The organism is Gilliamella sp. Choc5-1, assembly GCF_001690595.1.
GTDB classification, from domain to species: Bacteria; Pseudomonadota; Gammaproteobacteria; order Enterobacterales; family Orbaceae; genus Gilliamella; species Gilliamella apicola_M.
Genome location: NZ_LZHH01000111.1, coordinates 16,957 through 36,504 on the forward strand (window position 1 = coordinate 16,957; position 19,548 = coordinate 36,504).

Here is a 19,548-nt window from a genome sequence, read left to right on the forward strand (position 1 = left end):
TTAAGTCAATGATGCTAATTTTTGCTCAATATTAAGTTGAAGCAGATCCAATAAAGCATAACGATTTCGATATTCTGAACGTTTTTTACTGGCGATTTCTTCAATGGTTTTTCGATTAATTTGGCTTGGTAATATAAATAAACCATTGGCATCTTGTTTGCTATCAAGAGTTAACCAAAAATCATCATAATCAGACAAAATACGTTCCTGACGGCTGTTATAACGCCAATTATTATAAATATGAGTTTTATTACCCACAGCAACAATTTGCGTTAACTGGTAATAACGCGCAATCGTTAGTGCGGCTTCGACCACAATGCGTTTAGGAAACAGTCCATAGCACGCTTTAGTCGCTTTTTGCACACGAGTACGCGCATCACTATGCCCTGTGCCTTGTAAACCAGCAATAAATAGTGTTGCTTTGCCTTGATATTCAACGATTGAAAACGTTAAAGTGGCTAAATCAATGCCATCGCTATCATAAAAATAAAGGCTGATTTCGCCCTCTCTTGCAAATTTATTACGAGCTTGTACTGCTATTTGGATGTTTTGTTCATTTTTAACCGTTACATCGGCCAATACAAAAGGCAATTGCGGATTATAAAAAGCCTTGCTTACACTGTCAGGTTGTTTAGCTAAAAAATCATAGTGATACGCCAAAGCGTCATAACGGGATTTTTGACTCAAGCAAGAGGCTAAATAAGGGCGCTGTAATTTACACGGCAAATTTGTTTGGCACGAAAAATAATCGCCAAGTAATGGATACTGCCTTAATTTATCAAGCCATTTTAGGGTGATTGGACTTAAAAATAAGGTTCTGAAAAAAAACTTATAACGATAAGTCGGATTAAGCCATAATTCGTTTAACGGTAATTTACCTGTATAAAGCCAGTTAAAAAGTTGCCATTTACTTTTTGGCCTAGACATATTCGTAATATTATTCATAAGTAGAAATTAAAATCGAGTTAGTTATTCTGTCAATTACTGGCGATTAAATCAATACATATTGATATTTATAATCAGCCATAAAAAATCAAACGATAAGAGTACAACACAACCTAAATTGGTGCAACTGTTCCTGCGGTTATGCAAGATTAAATTAAATGAAAATAAAAAACGGTGAACTAGTCACCGTTTTTTAAGCAATAACGTCTTTTGTAAAAACGAATTATTGACCTTTAACTTCTTTTAAACCGTTGAATGGTGCTTTTGAACCTAATGCTTCTTCAATACGGATTAATTGGTTGTATTTAGCAACACGGTCAGAACGGCTCATTGAACCTGTTTTGATTTGACCCGCAGCTAAACCAACAGCTAAATCAGCGATTGTAGAATCTTCGGTTTCACCACTACGGTGAGAAATAACTGCAGTATAACCTGCGTCTTTCGCCATTTTAACCGCAGCGATAGACTCAGTTAATGTACCGATTTGGTTTACTTTAACTAAGATAGAGTTAGCGATACCTTTTTCAATACCTTGTTTGAAGATTTTAGTATTAGTTACAAATAGATCGTCACCCACTAATTGGATTTTGTGACCTAGTGCTTCAGTTTGGTAAGCCCAACCTTCCCAATCGCTTTCATCTAAACCGTCTTCGATTGATACGATTGGATATTCATTAGTTAAACCTTCTAAGTAATGAGTAAATTCTTGTGCAGTGAATTCTTTGTTACCTTCACCTTTCAATACATATTTACCAGTTTCTTTGTTATAGAATTCAGACGCAGCACAGTCCATTGCTAAAGTGATGTCTTTACCTAAAACATAACCTGCTTTTTCTACTGCTTCTTTAATGCATGCTAAAGCTTCAGCATTTGAACCTAAGTTAGGCGCAAAACCACCTTCATCACCAACAGCAGTATTCATGCCTTTAGCATGTAAAACTTTTGCTAAGTTGTGGAATACTTCTGAACCCATACGGATTGCTTCGCGTACTGTTTTAGCACCAACTGGTTGAATCATAAATTCTTGTAAGTCGATGTTATTATCAGCGTGCTCACCACCGTTGATGATGTTCATCATAGGTAATGGCATTGAATATTGACCTGGAGTACCGTTAAGGTCAGCAATGTGTTGATAAAGTGGCACACCTTTAGCAGCTGCGGCTGCTTTAGCCGTTGCTAAAGATACAGCAAGAATTGAGTTAGCACCTAAATTAGATTTAAAATCAGTTCCATCTAAGTCAAGCATAGCTTGGTCGACAGCGGCTTGATCTAACGCATCTTTACCCACTACAGCTTTAGCAATTGGGCCGTTAACGTTTTCAACCGCTTTTAACACGCCTTTACCTAAAAAGCGAGATTTGTCACCATCACGAAGTTCTAACGCTTCACGCGAACCTGTTGACGCACCAGATGGAACGATAGCAAGACCAACAAATCCACCTTCTAAATGAACTTCCGCTTCAACAGTTGGATTACCACGAGAGTCGATGACTTCACGACCATGTACTTTAACGATTTTTGCCATGTTATTTTCCTCTATATGACAGATATATTACAAATGTTAATTTAAAACTATTTTTGCTGCTGCTCTTGATAAGCTTTAGCAGCCTTAATAAAACTACTAAATAGTGGGTGTCCATCACGCGGTGTTGAAGTAAATTCTGGATGGAATTGACACGCAACAAACCAAGGATGATCAGGAACTTCAATGATTTCAACCAATTTTTTATCAGTTGAAAGCCCTGTCACCTTTAACCCTGCTTTAACCACTTCTGGTAATAAATTATTATTCACTTCATAACGATGACGATGACGCTCAGTAATCGATTCATTTTTATACATACCGTATACTAATGAATTTGGCTCTAAATGACAAATCTGAGACCCTAAACGCATTGTACCGCCTAAATCGCTATTTTCATTACGTTGCACAACATTACCCGACTGATCACTCCACTCAGTAATTAAAGCAATAATTGGACTTGCGCAATCTTTCACAAATTCGGTTGAATTTGCATCTTTAATGCCAGCAACATTACGAGCATATTCGATCATAGCAACTTGTAAACCAAGACAAATACCCAAATATGGAATTTTATTTTCACGCGCGTAGCGAGCTGCCATGATTTTGCCTTCAACGCCACGATAACCAAATCCACCAGGGATTAAAATCGCATCTAAGCCCTCAAGTAGCTCACTGCCACGCGATTCAAGATCTTCTGAATCAATATAACGAATATGCACCGTTAAACGATTTTTTAATCCACCATGTTTTAACGCTTCATTAACCGATTTATAGGCATCAGGTAACGCAATATATTTACCCACCATACCAATGGTCACTTCGCCAACTGGGTTTGCTTCTTCATAAATCACTTGCTCCCACTCAGAAAGGTCAGCTTCTTTACAATCAAGATTAAAACGTTTGCAAACAAAGGTATCTAAATTTTGTGATTTTAATAATGCAGGAATCTTATAAATTGAATCAACATCTTTAAGTGAAATCACCGCACGCTCAGGCACATTACAAAATAGGGCGATTTTGGCTCGCTCATTAGCAGGAATAATGCGGTCAGAACGGCAAATTAGCACATCGGGTTGAATACCAATTGATAATAATTCTTTTACTGAATGCTGTGTCGGTTTGGTTTTGACTTCGCCTGCTGATCCTAAATAAGGAACCAAAGTTAAATGCATAAACAACGTATGTTCACGCCCTACATCAACGGCTAATTGGCGAATTGCCTCTAAAAAGGGCAGTGACTCAATATCGCCCACTGTGCCACCGATTTCAACAATCGCAACATCAAAACCTTTAGCACCATCAATCACACGCGACTTAATTGCGTTTGTGATATGAGGAATAACCTGAACTGTTGCGCCTAAATAATCACCACGACGCTCTTTACGCAACACATCAGAATAGATGCGACCCGTAGTAAAGTTGTTTTTTCGCGTCATTTTAGTGCGAATAAAACGCTCATAATGACCTAAATCAAGATCGGTTTCGGCACCGTCTTCCGTCACGAAAACCTCACCATGTTGAGTCGGGCTCATTGTACCTGGATCAACATTAATGTAGGGATCAAGTTTAAGCATGGTGACTTTTAAATTGCGGGCTTCTAAAATTGCAGCGAGTGATGCTGCGGCAATGCCTTTACCTAAAGAAGAAACGACACCGCCTGTAACAAAAATATAATTCGTGACCATTAATACCAGACCATTATTTATTTAATAGAATAATATTACACTAAGGCTAAATGATAAAAAACCAATGCAATATATGATGAATCAGACGGGAAACTAGTATAACAGAATCTGTCTTACCTAACAATTGAATAATTAATTTTAACGGATGTTTTCAACAAGCATATTAGCCAAACTTATAACTAGTTTAGCTAATGAATTTTTATTAAATAATATCAATAATCGCGAAAATCAATCTAAATTATACCATTAGCGTATAACTTTTTAATTCTATTGTTACGAAGTCGATTCTGAATCAGTTTCAACAAGAACATAATACCGTTAAAAATGGTCACTGAAGCTAAAAGCAAAAATAACAGCAGGTTTACACAAATTGGCAATAGATTTTCGCTTATATCTTTTTGGTATAACTCTTGCGTATTTATGGTTAATGTTGAAATGGTATGATTAGTGTCATAATCAACATTTGAAACGAATCCCGACATCGTGACCACGATATGATCTACATGAAAGTTTTTGTCAGATTGTTGATCTACACTTTCACCCGATTGAGAACTTATCTTTTCATTTATACCATGTAAAACAAAATATCTTGTGGAACTGGCTAAATGAAAAGAGGTATCGGTAGTTGCACTGTGAATTAATGATTGAATACATCTATTGGCTTGATTTTTAACAGGTACTTCACATGCCAATGACACATCTAAAAAATTTAATTTCACTACATCACCCGACTTGATGTCGCTGGTTACTAATTTTGAGGGATCATCAAAAAACCAACGTTTAGAATCGTGATTGTATTGATGATAAACAAATGAGAAATTATCACTGACTTTTGCTTGATAATTGACAGCATAAAGGTAGAACATGCCAACTAAAAAAAGCCATAAATTACGCCCCCAAAATTTTGGTGGACCAAATTGTTCAACCTCTTTACTAACTGACATGTCGTAGCCATAACGAACAATTTTTTTACTGTCAATATCAACATCTAAATTAACATCAAAAGTGCTATTTTCAGGGATAAATGATTGCCAATTTTTAGGATACTTTAATTTCAAATCATGACCAATTTTAATCTCATTGAATTTAACAATTTTCTTATTTATTTTTCCTTTTACTTGATTAATAAATCGCACTTTAGCTTTATATTTTGGTTTACGAAAATAAAAGTAAATAGCAGCCAGAAAATTCACTCCAAACCAAAACAGATCGTTCAACTCTTTTGTATCCCAAAAACGATTAAAATAGCTTACTACAAAAAAACAAAAAAATGCCGTGAGTATCCCTCGATTTAATTTATTACGGGAAGCTGATTCTTGCGATGTTTCTTTTCGAACTGATAAAATTTCGTAACCCAATTTTTCACTCAGTTTAGGATGTGGAATTACAGTGTGTTTAATATTTTCATCTAAGTTTTCGCCTTTTGAGAATTTTGAAGCGCCGCTCAGCCAATATACCGAACTTTGTTTTTCATTTTTTTCATCTGCCAAATAGGTAGCATATAATGCTGAACCTATTTTGTGATCATTTAACTTAACCGCAATAGCGAAATTTTGCGTAAGCGCAATTTCAACTTCGTTATAATCACTAAGGTAACGATCCATGTTGAAAGGAAATACAATATCAATATTATGGATTTTATAAAAATAAGTGTTTTCGGAAGGCGAAAATTCAGTTTGTTTGACACACTCACCGGATATTGACATCACTTCTCTAGAAACTAAATGACTTTTTTTCCCCTGATGATTGGTCACATGTTATCGATAAATAGCTTTCTACACTTTTTCTTTCCTCTTCAGTTAACATTCTAATAGATTTGAGGTTGTTAACCGAACTACCTGCCATTAGCTTTTTTTTATACTTAGTACTTCTATACTTTTTTATCGGATAAAAAATAAATGAAATAATAAATTGAATTAAGAAGACCAAACCTAATATCTGCATTATAACTAATTCCTTATAAATCTTATTTTATAATAATAACTATATGAAACAATTGAGTCTTAATTTCTTAACCACTAAAATTAATGATTTACTGCTTTTCACTACATGATAAACCAATAATGCCAGAACGAACAATTTCAACTAGATTAATTACACGTTTAGCGAATATAGGCTAAAAATATCAATTAAATAGAGTAATTATTTGATTCTATTTTCATATGCTTTGATAATGTTGTTTTTTCGTTGATTATTGGCAATAAGTTTGCAGCAAATTATTATACCATTAGACAATGCCATTAAAGCTGTAATAATAAAAATAACAACACCAATAAATACTGGTGAAGTTAATGATAATAGCTGGTGTTGATAGATGCGATATAGTAGGTCATCATCGATAGTTAGATTCGAAACGGTGTTGTCATTTTGGTAATCAACCCCTGTCACTAAACCTGAAACTTTGACCTTTCCGCCCTTTCCTGATAAGGCGTTATAGTATGTTTGTAACAGGACTATATCTTTGTCTTCATCTGGATAGTTGATTTTGATCTCATTTGCATTTGCTAACGCTAAGCTGACACTTTGTGGTGATTGTTGATAATTAGTTAGAGCTGTGTTCGCTTTATCTAGGTAGTAAAATGACATACTTTTTTGTAAGTTGCTGATTTGTGTCTCTAGGTATTCAAGCGTACTTGCTACGATAATTTTGTCGTAGTTATGGTGTTGTTTGCTATATTCAACTAGTTGTGGCCATTGGTCTAGCTCATAGTCGGTTAGTTTGATAGTTTTGATTAGAATTAGTTTTATTTGTTTACATTTGTCTTCTCCTAACAATTGGCAGCTTTGGTCAACAGTTAGAATTAAGTGATCAACATGTAACAGTTTGCTTAACACACTGCCGGGTTGGTATTCCTTGTTGTAGCTGCTGTTTTTTTTATTTTTTTCGCTATTTAGCTCTTTTTCAAGCTGTTTTACGTCGTTGTCTCGTACTGTTTTAATTAAGTCGCCGTCAAATAATGCGTCGACTAAATTACTATTCGCTTTGGCTTCTTCAATATTGCTCGCAATTTGTTGGTTGATAAACACTTTATCACAATCTTCCAAATACATATCGCTTTCTGCATTACATGATGCACCTTTAAGTTTTATATTAATTAAATCGCCTTTTTTGATTGGGCTGTTTTTTAAAGACTTGGCATCTTTAATGTCCCAAACAGAAACATTGCTATCTAAAGGATAAGTAGCTAGTTGCAAATTGCTGGTGATATCAACTAGTTTGAAAGTCATAATAGATAAAATAAACGCAGTAACAAATAGAATAAGGTTGCGCATTATAAATTTGGGTGGGCCAAATTCTTCAATTTCACGGCTGATGGATAATAAATTGCCATAACGAAGTAGTTTTTCTTTTTTTACAATGACATCGATATCAACATCTTCATCAGATTTATAAGGTAAAAAAGGAGTCCAATAGGCGGGATATTTTAAAGTTCGATCATCGCCAACGAGTATTCTGTTTTTTATGTCGTCTTTATAGTGAATTTTTGTTTTTATGCGGTTAACCTCTAAGGTACAAGATTGTGCCTTACGCAGGTAAAATACAATAGATACAAGCAAGCTCAGCCCAATAAATAGCGGTAACCATGAGTCAAAAGTGTACCAATACTTAATAAAGAGTATAACAGTTAAAGCTAAAAAAACAGCGGCCAATATGCCATTGTTTTTTTTGTTTCTATTTGAAGATTCTATCGGTGTTTCTTGACGTTGTTCAACTATTTTATAACTAATTATAGGTTCTATTTCAATATATTCTTCATCAAATTTCATTATGCTGTCATTGGCATCGGCTAGGTTTTGTTCCGGTAAGATTTCTTCTTTTTTGCTTTTCCAAGCGGATTCAAAATAAGTTTTTTTATTTTGTTGCTTTTGCCGTTGTTGCTGCAGTTGTTCTTGTTTTTGTTTTGCTGTTTTTAAGTCATATTGATTGATTTTGACTACTAATGCATAGTGTTCAGTAACGACAACTTGCACGATGTTAATATCTTCAACATATCGTTCCATGTCATAAGGGAAAAAGACAACAATATCACCAATTTGATAAGTATAGATAGGATCGTTGCTATTATTAGAATGGTTAATAGCAATGCATGAACCAACAATAATTGAGACATCAGGACTAGCTAACGTGGAGCTATGTTCATAATGTCCAACCATGTTTGGGTTGTTAAGATAAGGTTCAAGTAGTTGCAACTCTTCTTCATTTATTGGCCGAGTTAACTCGGAAGATGAAGTCGATGAACTATATAGGCTATTTTTTTTATTAGGTGTAGCACCAAAATCCGCTAATGTGTCTAAACTATAGCCATTAAAACTAATAACTATCGCATAATTCGAAGTAAAAACCACTTCCGCAACATTATGACTTAAAGAAAATAGCTGTAAATTATAAGGAAATAGCGCTTCGATACCATCTATCTCATAATAAAAATCCGTTTCTTCTGAATTGGTATAGAAACTGTGGCGAATACAAGACCCCTCAATAATCGATACTTCGGAGTCAATTAATGATGATTTTAATTTATAAGGTTTAACTAATTTTTTATTGGTAAGGTAAGGTGTTATAAGCTCAAGTTCTTCTGCTGTTAATCTTCTTGTTGTTTTGCGGTTATTTATAAAATCTTCTAGATTTTTTTTGTTTTGCTTACGTTCAGATTTAAAATCTGACCACTGGACAAATCCAATTAAAGCACTAAATAACGTAATTAAGAGTAAAATGATTTTTAAAGTGGAAATTGTATCCATTTTTTGTGTTTTCCTTATTCTTGCCAGTTATTATTTTTATTTTTAAAAATGTAGAGATTAAATGCAATTACGTTTAATTTCTACATCACAATAAGTTATATCATAATTAGATTATTCTATTTTTATAAAATTTAATAATTTCGCTTTGTCGTCGACGGTTTGCAATTAATTTATAACACATTATTATGCCATTAAAGAATGAGATTAAGCTAGTAACACTAAAAATAACAAGGCTTATTAAAACTGGCGATGTTAATGAAAATAGATCATTTAAATTCATACTGTAACAATAATTTGCATCAACCTTTAAACCTGATATTGTATCGTCATCTTGATAATAAATGTCTTTAACCAATCCAACAACATTAATTATTCCTGCTTTGGCCAATAGAACATCATAATAATGATTTAACTTTAATTCTAATAATGAATCTTGTGTAAGATTGCCATTATTTACATTTTCTAGAGTGCTTATATCTTTATAGCTATAATTAGATAAATCAACTTTTAAGCTTGATTTTTGATGCTGATAATTTGAAACCGTATCCTTTATTTTTACTAATATATCTTTCTTTAATGTTGAAATTAAGCTATCAAGCCTAGATATAAATTTGCTATCAACCACCTCATCATGATTTGGATACTGTTCAGCATTTTTAACTATTTCTTGCCAATTAGAACTATTATAAAATATAGATAATTCTTTTCTAACGTTATGACAATCCAATTCAAAAACGTTGCAAGCTTTATCTAAAGTAGTAACAATTTTTCCTATATTTTTTAGTTTTGTATAAAGGCTTCTGATATTCATGCTATAGACTGATGCTCGTCTATCATATTGTTTATACATTTCATTCAATCTGTCTTGATATTGCTGAACTCTCATAACATCACGATCGATACGAGTATCAATAAAATTATTATCAAACAAGCTTTTCATTTGATCCACCATTGATGCTACGTGATTATTTTCAATAGGTTGATTGTTGATAAATAATGTATGGCATCCTTTTTCATTGCTCTTTTCATTGCTCTTTTCATTGACATCACACGATACGCCACTCATTTTTATGTTAACCAAATCACCTTTTTTAATTGGGCTATTTTTTAAGGTTGATTCATCTTCTAGATTCCAAGATGTTATACTTTCATTAACAGTCCGATAAGCCAATAACGCATTATCAATAATACTTGCTTGAAAATAGACAACAATAGATAAAACAATGCCTGTAATAAAGAGGATTAAATTGCATTTAACAAATTTGGGTGGCCCAAATCGTTCAATTTCGTTGTTAATTGAAAGCATATTTTGATAACAAATTAAGTTTTTATCATCTACTGTTACCTCCATGTTAGCTGGAATAGACGATTTATCAGGAAGGAACGGCAACCAATAATGTGGAACGTTTAAAATATAATTTTTACCAACAGTCACTTTTTTGGTATTAGTTTGTTTAGAGGTAATTAAGCCTTTAATACATTTTACTTTATGTAAATCGTATTTAGACTTTGGCTGATACCAATAAAAGAGCATAAAAAGAATAAAACTAAAAATGACTAAAACAAGAATGGCAGAATTAGTCAAATGCCAATACATCAGGAAAGATACTGTCATTGATATCAAAAAAAACGCTGATAATATGCCATTCGTTTTTTTGTTTTTATTTTTTGATTCTAATGGTGTTTCTTCTCGCTCTAACAATTCAACATAGTTATTTTTGTTATCAGTTTCTGATTTTATTTTCGTTGCTTTGCCGCTACTTGACTCCTCATCTTCTAAAGTTTCAAGATCAAAAGATTGTTCTTGTAGCCAAGGTTCATCGAGTTCTGAGTATATGCCCCCATTTTGAGACTCTGCAGCAGTTTTTATATCATAACCATTGATTTTAACAACAAATGCGTATCTTTGGGTAAAAACAACTTCAACCTCGTTAAAATCTGAAATATGATGATACATATTATAAGGAAAAAAGAGTTCAATGCCGCCAATCTCATAATAAAAAGATGTTTCTTCAGAATTTGTGTATAAACTATGTCGTACACAATTCCCTACTAACTCTGATACTTCTAAATCAATTAGAGAAGATTGATATTTATAAGGAAACACCAACCATTTATTATCCAAATAAGGTTTTAGAAGCTGAAATTCATCTTCAGTTAATTTTCTTATTGAAATGCGTTCATTAACAATATCATTTAAATTTTGTTTATTTTGATGTCTTTCTGACCTATAGCTAATCCAAGAAAATAAAGCAAGTCCTATCAAAAAAACTTTAAATAACCAATAAAACTCCATCCCTATATTTTCCTTATATTATTGCTAGTAATAAATAAAGTTAACAATATAACTTTTCTTTTATATTTTATATTTTATATTATTGTATCTTTGACAAAATTAAGGTGCATAATGCGCCTTTGATTAAATAAGTTATCTATAAATATGTTAATTATAAATATAGCTATTTAACTGTTTTTTCACTACGCGATAAACCAATAATGCCAGAGCGAACAATTTCAACAATGTTGCAAGTTTCGCGTATCGAGGCTAAAAATGAGTCTAGTTTTTCGCTAGTCCCTGATAATTGTACGATGTAATGTGTCGCTGTTACATCTACAATTGATCCTCTAAAAATATCAGCACAACGTTTAACTTCATCACGAGCATCAGATCCTTTTGCAGCGACTTTAACTAGCATAATTTCGCGCTCAACATGAGGTCCTTCGGTTAAATCATGTACGCGGTAAACATTAACTAGCTTATGTAGCTGTTTTTGGATCTGTTCAAGGACGTGTTCGTCACCACTAGTCTGTATTGTCATGCGGTGCATGGTAGGATCTTCAGTCTGCGCAGTGGTGATAGTTTCGATATTAAAACCACGTTGCGAAAACAAGCCGATAATTCGTGACAATGCGCCCGGTTCGTTTTCGGTTAAAATTGATAAGATATAACGCATTAGGTTCTCTCCGTTTTGCTAAGCCACATTTCGTTCATTGCACCACCACGAACTTGCATTGGGTAAACATGTTCAGTAGCATCGGTCATAACATCAACAAAAACTAAGCGGTTTTTAATGGCTAAGGCTTGTTTGAGTTTTGGTTCTAGTTCTTCACGTTTAGTAATTACCATTCCAACATGACCATAGGCTTCGGCAATCTTGGCAAAATCGGGGAGTGATTCCATATAAGAGCTAGAATGCCTGCCTGCATAAATCATATCTTGCCATTGCTTAACCATACCTAAAAAACGATTATTTAAATTTAAAACAAGCACAGGTAAGCCATATTGCAACGCGGTTGATAACTCTTGAATATTCATTTGAATACTGCCATCGCCCGTTACACAAACTACAGTCTTTTTAGGGAACGCCAATTTAACTCCAAGCGCTGCTGGCAATCCAAATCCCATTGTGCCAAGCCCTCCGGAGGTAATAAAGTGACGTGGCTTATCAAATGGGTAATAAAGCGCTGTAAACATTTGGTGCTGGCCAACATCGGTTGCTACAAATGCATCGCCTTTCGTTAATTTATACAATACTTCAATCGCTTCTTGAGGTTTGATGCTTTCACCTTCATGGCTATATGCTAAACAGTGACGAGCTCGCCAATGTTCAATTTGCTTCCACCAATCAATTAATGCATCTAAATCACGCTCTACATTTAGCTCATCAATTTGAGATAACATTGTTTCAACCACCATTTTAGCATCACCCACAACAGGAATACTTGCCATAATGGTTTTTGATATTGAGGTTGGGTCGATATCAATATGAATGATTTTAGCTTTTGGGCAATATTTTTCAACATTATTTGTTGTTCTATCATCAAACCTTGCCCCTATAGCCAAAATAACATCAGCATTATGCATAGCAACATTGGCTTCATAAACACCATGCATGCCAATCATACCAAGATAATGTTTATCGGTTCCTGGAAAAGCACTAATACCCATTAACGTTGAAGCGACAGGTAAGTTTAATTTTTCTGCAAGTGTTTTAATTTCGCCACTAGCATCGGCGGCAATAACCCCACCACCAATAAATAACACCGGTTTTTTAGCCGATAACAACGTGGTTAATGCTTTTTTAATTTGCCCTTTATGCCCTTGTATGGTTGGGTTGTAAGAGCGCATAGTCACTGATTTTGGATAATGGTAATTATATTTGTTGGCAGGATTAACAATGTCTTTAGGTAAATCAATAACGACAGGACCAGGCCGACCAGTTGAGGCAATATAAAACGCTTTTTTGATGGTTTCAGGTATGTCTTTGCTGTCTTTGACTAAAAAACTGTGTTTTACAATTGGACGTGAAATACCAACCATATCACACTCTTGAAATGCATCATTGCCAATTAAATTACTAGCAACCTGCCCAGATAATATTATTAACGGTACTGAATCCATATAAGCGGTTGCAATACCTGTAATAGTGTTAGTTGCACCTGGACCTGATGTAACTAAAACCACGCCCACATCGCCCGTTGCTCTTGCATAACCATCAGCCATATGTACTGCAGCTTGTTCATGGCGAACTAAAATATGTTCAATTCCACCTAGTGTATGAATTGCATCATAAATATCAAGAACACTACCACCGGGATAACCAAATATCTGTTTTACTCCTTGGTCAATCAAAGATTGAATAACCATCTCTGCACCTGACAGCTTCACCATGGTTGTTGCCTCCAATGTTATTGATTTATTATATAGTGAGTCATTTTGCATCAACTTGTAATAAAAATCAATAAAGTCAATTAGCTAAGGTATAAGAGAACGCCGACTTGTTTACACTTTATAGTTAAAATAATTCGCTAAAAACTCATAAGGCGTTTAAGTTTTTGTTTTTTCTCTTTTAAGTCGCTAAATATTTGTTGATTATGCAACTTCGCATTAACGTACGTATCACTATTTTGACTTGTCCATTGGTTTGTGTGTAGATGCGCTTGATGAATTTTACGCGTTTAACCAAATTAGTACGGTTATTTTTGTTTATTTTATCAGTGCCCTATCGATTTTATGTGATGGCGTTTCAATTTTGTTTTTTTATAACAGTAATTTCTCAAATTACAGTAAACAACGCGTAAAACTCCTACACATGAATAATACCCATAAAACTAACAATATTTATTCAAATATTGCAGATTGATTTTATTGTTATTTTTTTATTTTTTATATACACTCAGAAGATAAGTATTTCTAGCCATAACGGTACTAGGATTCTTCATCACCCAAAGGTACAAATATGAGCAATATTTCTTCTAAACCAACCTCTCTTGCTGACTGGCAATTACTTAAAGTTACAGGTGAGGATAACCGGGCTTTCTTGCAAGGTCAAATAACTAACGATATTAACCGACTTACTGAATATTCTACGCTTTATGCTGCTCATTGCGACAATAAAGGCAGAATGTGGAGTACTTTATTGTTATTTCAACGAGGTAACGATATTTACTACATTGAACGCAAAAGTGTTGTAAAAAAACAGGTTGCCGAACTAGCAAAATATGCTGTTTTTTCTAAAGTCTCTATCGAACCTGTCCAAGATTTAAATATGATTGGATTGGTTGGCGATGCCATTCCCACTGAAATCAAAGCAAAACTAAATGATAGAAACTGTTTAACTGAAAATAATATCACCTACATCAAGTTATCTTTACCTGAAATACGCGTCATTATGATAACGCCAAAAACGATTTCAAATGATTTAAATCCATGTAGCGAATGGTTAAAACTTGATTTACTGGCCGGTTATCCAGTTATTGATGATAGCAATATGGCCATTTTATTACCGCAAGCTTGCAATTTACAATCATATGATGCTATCAGCTTTGATAAAGGTTGCTATTGTGGGCAAGAAATGGTCGCTAGAGCACAGTTTCGTGGTGCAAATACGCGTGGCATGTATCTCATTAAAGGTACTAGCGACGTTTTGCCAAAAGTAGGAGACACTATTGAATACAAACTTGCTAGTGGTTGGCGAGAGGGAGGCTTAGTCTTAGCTACAACAAAACTAGATGACAAAGATGGAATTTGTGTTCAAGTAGTACTAAGTAATGGAATTGATTTAAATACCGTATTTAGAATCTACGGTAATGACAATAGCCGATTGATGTTTTAATCTATTATTCAGCTAAAACTGGGGGGAATAAATTAATATTTACCCCACCAGTTTTATATATCTACCGTTTTCAGCTAGTTGCTTAATTACTTAATTAGCTAATTCTTGGATAGCTAGTTCTTGGTTAACAATTTCAACAAAATAACTTACACCTGTTGCTAACACTTCATCATTAAAATTAAAGGCAGGATTATGTAAGTTAGCTCCTTTTCCTGCCCCTAACCAAACATATACTCCTGGTATTTTTTGCAGCATAAAAGCAAAATCTTCAGATCCCATTGAAGGAAGCGGATCAATAACTAAGTTTTCTTGCCCAACAACTTTGTTAGCAGCGGCAATTGCAATATCAGCTTGTTTTGCGTAATTAATCGTTGCTGGGTAACGACGTTGATAATCCACATCTGCTTTTGCATCAAAGGCTGTTGCAATACCAGTTGCAATTTGTTTAATTCGTTGTTCAGCCATATCTTGTACTTGAGCGCTAAATGTCCTAACCGTACCACGGATCACCGCTTTTTGAGGTAGCACATTCCAAGTATCACCACTATGAATTTGCGTTATGCTAACTACCAACGAACTTAAAGGATCAGCATTACGGCTCACAATGCTTTGCAAACTATTCACAATTTGTGTGGCAGTTAAAATTGTATCTTTACCTAGATGAGGCGCAGCAGCATGAGCACCAACACCCGTTATTTTGATCTCAAATACATCATACGATGCCATCATTGGACCATGATTAATATAAAAGTGATTTAACTTCATATTAGGTTGGTTATGAATACCATATACGGCTTCAATTGGGAATTGCTCAAATAAGCCATTTTCAACCATCACTCGTGCGCCACCTTCGTTTTCCTCGGCAGGTTGAAAAATAACAACAACCGTTCCTACAAAATTACGATGTTCGCTTAAATACTTAGCTGTGCCAAGTAACATAGCTGTATGTCCATCATGTCCACATGCGTGCATTTTGCCACGAACCGTTGAGCAATAATCAATGTTGTTTTCTTCGATAATATCTAATGCATCAATATCTGCTCGTAGCGCAATCCACCGCCCTTCTTGCTGACCTTTGATAATGCCAACAACTCCCGTTGGGGCAAAATGGGTATAGAGCTCAGTAATTCCAAAAGACTGGAGTTTTTCAACAATAAATTGTGTCGTGTTAACTTCTTCGAAAGCGGTTTCAGGATGAGCATGAATATGGTGGCGCCACGCTATCATTTCGTTTTTTAATTGATTAATACTATTAGATATCATAAGTAATTCCTTAGTTGATAAATAACCTGTGGCTTAGCTAGTTAAGCTAACACTATAACGCGATTTTAACTTTTATAAAAATAACTATTTTTACTATGGATATCAATTTTAGTTATATATTGCATCTATTGAAAAAGATAATAGCTTTATGCATTTTTAACACTTATTTTGTTTAACAATAAATTGATTAATACATCTATTTTTTCTGAAACTTTTTAACCAAAATAATAAATAGCATAACCAGAAATTAATAAAAAAGGACCAAATGGAACAGCTTTCGGTTTTGGTTTATTGATCATATATTGCAAAAAAAGAAAATACATAATCCCTAATAAGGAAGCAAAAAATAATAGCATTGGTAATAATGTATAAGGCAACCAGGCGCCAAGAGCAGCAAGCAATTTGATATCGCCACCCCCTAACCCCTGCTTTTTGGATATTAAATGAAATAAAGTAGCAGGTATTTTTAATAATAGATATCCCAAAAAAACGCCTACTAAAGCATCGGTTAAGGTGATGTTAGCCATGTCAAAATAAGCTAGCATTATACCCGTCCACATTAACGGCTGGGTAAATAAATCAGGTAATAAAAAGTATTTAAAATCGATTAAAGCTAACAGTAAAAAATAACAACCAAGTAGCATTAAAATAACACTTTGATAACCCAAACCGTAATCAAAATAGATAATAGCAAATAAAGCCGAGATTAATAATTCAACAATAAGATAATGCCATGAAATGTTAGTTTTACAGTAATAACAACGCCCTTTTAATATCAGCCAAGAAACAATGGGGATTAATTGCCAAGCATTAAGTCGATAATGACAGTGCGAGCAAACAGATCGATTAATGCAAATACGGTATAAATATTGGCATGGCGTAATTGTTGGCAAATAGCGACAATAAGCAACATAAACAAAGCTACCGACACAAAGCCCTAAACAGATAATGATAAATGCTAACATTAGTGAATCACTTCGCCCATTTGAAATATCGGTAAATACATAGCTACAATTAAACTACCAATAATCAACGCCAATACTAGCATTAATAATGGCTCAAACGCTTGCGATAAATTATCGGTTAGGGTTTGATTTTGTTCTTGATAATAGTTAGCTAACTTATCAAGCATTAAATCTAACGTACCTGACTCCTCTCCCACATGAATTAACTGTGAACATAAATTAGGAAAATATCGTTGCCCATGCAATACATGGCTAAATGAGTGTCCTTGCTCAATACTAGCTATAATTTTCGAAAGACTATCACGATAAAGGCAATAATAAGTGGTATTCGCCGCTGCAGCTAAACCCGCTAATAATGGTATGCCTGCTTTTTGGGTGATCGCAATGGTTTGAAAAATTTGCGTTAAGCAGCTAGTTTGAATCACTCGACCAACAAAGGGGCTTTTGATTATTATTTTTTCGATTTTATGACGATAGCGCACTTTTAAATAGCGCTGATAACAAAAATAGCTGATAAAAAAAATTACACACCAAATTAACCAGCTTTGTTGCAAATAATTAGAAAAATCAATCACACCTTGTGTAAAAGCAGGCAACTCGGCATCGAAATCTTGATAAATATCGGAAAATTTTGGCAAAACAAACAACAACATCACCAAACTTACAATTATCGCAACCAATAATAAAAACATTGGGTAACGCATTGCCTTTTTCAAACTTTTTTGTAGTTTGATTGATTTTTCAAGCAATAACGCTAATTGCTCAAAACTTTCATCAAGCTGTCCTGTCAGTTCGCCTGTTGCTATAATTTCGCAATACAGGGCAGAAAATACCGAAGAATGTTGCCGTAATACTTGGGATAAAAATTCGCCTTTAGCTATTTGTTGCTTAATATCAAGTAACAAATATTGCCAATGCGGTTTAGCTTGTTCTTGAGCAAGCAATTGTAATGTATCAATAATAGATAATCCCGCCTTTAGCATGGTAGCTAATTGTTTGGTAATCATCAGCAGATCTGTACGATTAAAACTGTGTGGGGTGATAATTTTACCGGCTTTAATCTTAATGGCGATTTTACCTTGTAACAATAAATGCCGTTTAACAGCCTGTGATGATTCAGCGATAATTTTGTGTTGATTAAAATCAACATCATACCAATAATAGAGCCGTTTCATACTGTATCACCCAAGACTCGATTTAATTCAGCTAATGTTGTTATTCCCTGCTTCACTAATTTTTGTCCAGCCATTTTTAGCGAAGTCATATTTGAAGGTAAAATAGTTTGATTGATTAATATTTGCTGTTGAATGTCGGAACTGATGACTAAAAACTCGTATAATCCAATTCGCCCTTTATAGCCGCCAATACAATTTGGGCATCCTGAAGCTAAATAATGGGGTTGGTATTCATTGTCTAACTTAACCAAATCACTTGCCACAATTTTGCAGTGTGGGCACAATTTTCGAACTAACCGCTGAGCAATAATTAATTTTAAACTTGATGACAATAGATAATTTTCTATTCCCATTTGCTTTAATCGTGTTATTGCCTCGACACTTGAATTAGTATGCAATGTAGATAACACTAAATGCCCTGTTTGCGCAGCTTGAATGGCAATTTCGGCGGTTTCACGATCGCGAATTTCGCCGATCATCATTACATCAGGATCTTGTCGTAGTAAGGCTCGCAATACTATAGCAAATGTTAATCCAGCCTTAAGATTAATCGCAGTTTGATTAATGCCCTCTAGGGGAATTTCAATAGGATCTTCAACGCTACAAATATTACGTTCGGTTTTATTTAACCGCTTTAATCCACTATATAGTGTTACCGTTTTACCGCTACCTGTTGGCCCTGTAACTAAGATCAAACCTTGTGGGTAGTTTAAAATTTGCTTGAATGTTAACAGATCTGCATCCGTTAACCCTAAATCATTAATGGTTAATTCAGATTCATGGTTATCCATTACTCTTAAAACAATTTTTTCGCCATTCATTACAGGCAAAGTGGAAATACGCATGGTATAACGATCAATAATGAGTTGACCATCTTGCGGTAATCGATGTTCAGCTATATTTAGTTGAGACATGATTTTTAATCTTGCTGTTATCTGTTTAGCTAATGCAAGGGGCGGTGATAGCATATCGTGCAAAACACCATCAATACGCATACGAATACGATAACTATGTTGATAAGGCTCAAAATGAATATCTGAAGCACGCTTATCTAATGCTTCAAGCAGTAATTTATCAATACTTTCAATTAGCTGTTCTTCTTGCATAATGATGCTTCCTTATCAGTTAATT

At 34.3% G+C, this 19,548-nt stretch carries 13 protein-coding genes; 1 reads left to right on the top strand and 12 read right to left on the bottom strand.

Annotated elements, in window-relative coordinates; genetic code table 11:
• The 8 genes from A9G35_RS09760 to ilvI all read right to left on the bottom strand — a co-directional run bounded on the left by A9G35_RS09760 (window position 1) and on the right by ilvI (window position 13,570).
• Window positions 1–927, bottom strand: a complete 927-nt coding sequence (locus A9G35_RS09760; protein WP_218057256.1) for a VirK/YbjX family protein — start codon at window positions 925–927, stop codon at window positions 1–3.
• 241 nt (window positions 928–1,168) lie between these two features.
• On the bottom strand, window positions 1,169–2,470 hold the full coding sequence (gene eno, locus A9G35_RS09765) for a phosphopyruvate hydratase (protein WP_065636687.1): 1,302 nt from the start codon (window positions 2,468–2,470) through the stop codon (window positions 1,169–1,171).
• A gap of 47 nt (window positions 2,471–2,517) precedes the next feature.
• Window positions 2,518–4,155 carry a glutamine hydrolyzing CTP synthase gene (pyrG, locus tag A9G35_RS09770; RefSeq protein ID WP_065636688.1) on the bottom strand — a complete coding sequence of 546 codons (1,638 nt, stop codon included), beginning with the start codon at window positions 4,153–4,155 and terminating at the stop codon, window positions 2,518–2,520.
• Window positions 4,156–4,388: 233 nt separating this feature from the next.
• Entirely contained in the window at window positions 4,389–5,909 is a 1,521-nt protein-coding gene (locus A9G35_RS09775; RefSeq protein ID WP_141673855.1) for an IgaA/UmoB family intracellular growth attenuator, read from the bottom strand.
• A gap of 388 nt (window positions 5,910–6,297) precedes the next feature.
• Window positions 6,298–8,898, bottom strand: coding sequence for an IgaA/UmoB family intracellular growth attenuator (locus tag A9G35_RS09785; protein ID WP_065636691.1), 2,601 nt, complete (start codon window positions 8,896–8,898; stop codon window positions 6,298–6,300).
• 106 nt (window positions 8,899–9,004) lie between these two features.
• The gene (locus A9G35_RS09790; protein ID WP_065636692.1) at window positions 9,005–11,194 is read right to left on the bottom strand and encodes an IgaA/UmoB family intracellular growth attenuator; all 2,190 of its coding nucleotides are present in this window, start codon (window positions 11,192–11,194) and stop codon (window positions 9,005–9,007) included.
• Between the two features lie 163 nt (window positions 11,195–11,357).
• Window positions 11,358–11,852 carry an acetolactate synthase small subunit gene (gene ilvN / locus A9G35_RS09795; protein WP_065561163.1) on the bottom strand — a complete coding sequence of 165 codons (495 nt, stop codon included), beginning with the start codon at window positions 11,850–11,852 and terminating at the stop codon, window positions 11,358–11,360.
• Complete coding sequence (gene ilvI / locus A9G35_RS09800; RefSeq protein WP_065636693.1) at window positions 11,852–13,570, bottom strand: acetolactate synthase 3 large subunit; 1,719 nt, start codon at window positions 13,568–13,570, stop codon at window positions 11,852–11,854. Before ilvI ends, ilvN begins: the two co-directional genes overlap by 1 nt.
• A gap of 568 nt (window positions 13,571–14,138) precedes the next feature.
• Here ilvI and ygfZ point away from each other — a divergent pair.
• Window positions 14,139–15,014 carry a tRNA-modifying protein YgfZ gene (ygfZ, locus tag A9G35_RS09805; RefSeq protein ID WP_065636694.1) on the top strand — a complete coding sequence of 292 codons (876 nt, stop codon included), beginning with the start codon at window positions 14,139–14,141 and terminating at the stop codon, window positions 15,012–15,014.
• A 90-nt stretch (window positions 15,015–15,104) separates the two neighbouring features.
• Here ygfZ and A9G35_RS09810 read toward each other — a convergent pair whose 3' ends face one another.
• The 4 genes from A9G35_RS09810 to A9G35_RS09825 form a co-directional block, all read right to left on the bottom strand.
• Window positions 15,105–16,277 (bottom strand): M20 aminoacylase family protein, encoded by a 1,173-nt coding sequence (locus tag A9G35_RS09810; protein ID WP_065636695.1) that lies wholly within the window; start codon window positions 16,275–16,277, stop codon window positions 15,105–15,107.
• Between the two features lie 215 nt (window positions 16,278–16,492).
• Entirely contained in the window at window positions 16,493–17,242 is a 750-nt protein-coding gene (locus A9G35_RS09815) for a prepilin peptidase (RefSeq protein ID WP_065636696.1), read from the bottom strand.
• Window positions 17,242–18,417, bottom strand: coding sequence for a protein transport protein HofC (hofC, locus tag A9G35_RS09820; RefSeq protein ID WP_065636697.1), 1,176 nt, complete (start codon window positions 18,415–18,417; stop codon window positions 17,242–17,244). Before hofC ends, A9G35_RS09815 begins: the two co-directional genes overlap by 1 nt.
• Window positions 18,414–19,523, bottom strand: coding sequence for an ATPase, T2SS/T4P/T4SS family (locus A9G35_RS09825; RefSeq protein WP_065636698.1), 1,110 nt, complete (start codon window positions 19,521–19,523; stop codon window positions 18,414–18,416). The genes hofC and A9G35_RS09825 overlap by 4 nt, the downstream gene beginning before the upstream one ends.
• Between the last annotated feature and the right edge of the window lie 25 nt (window positions 19,524–19,548).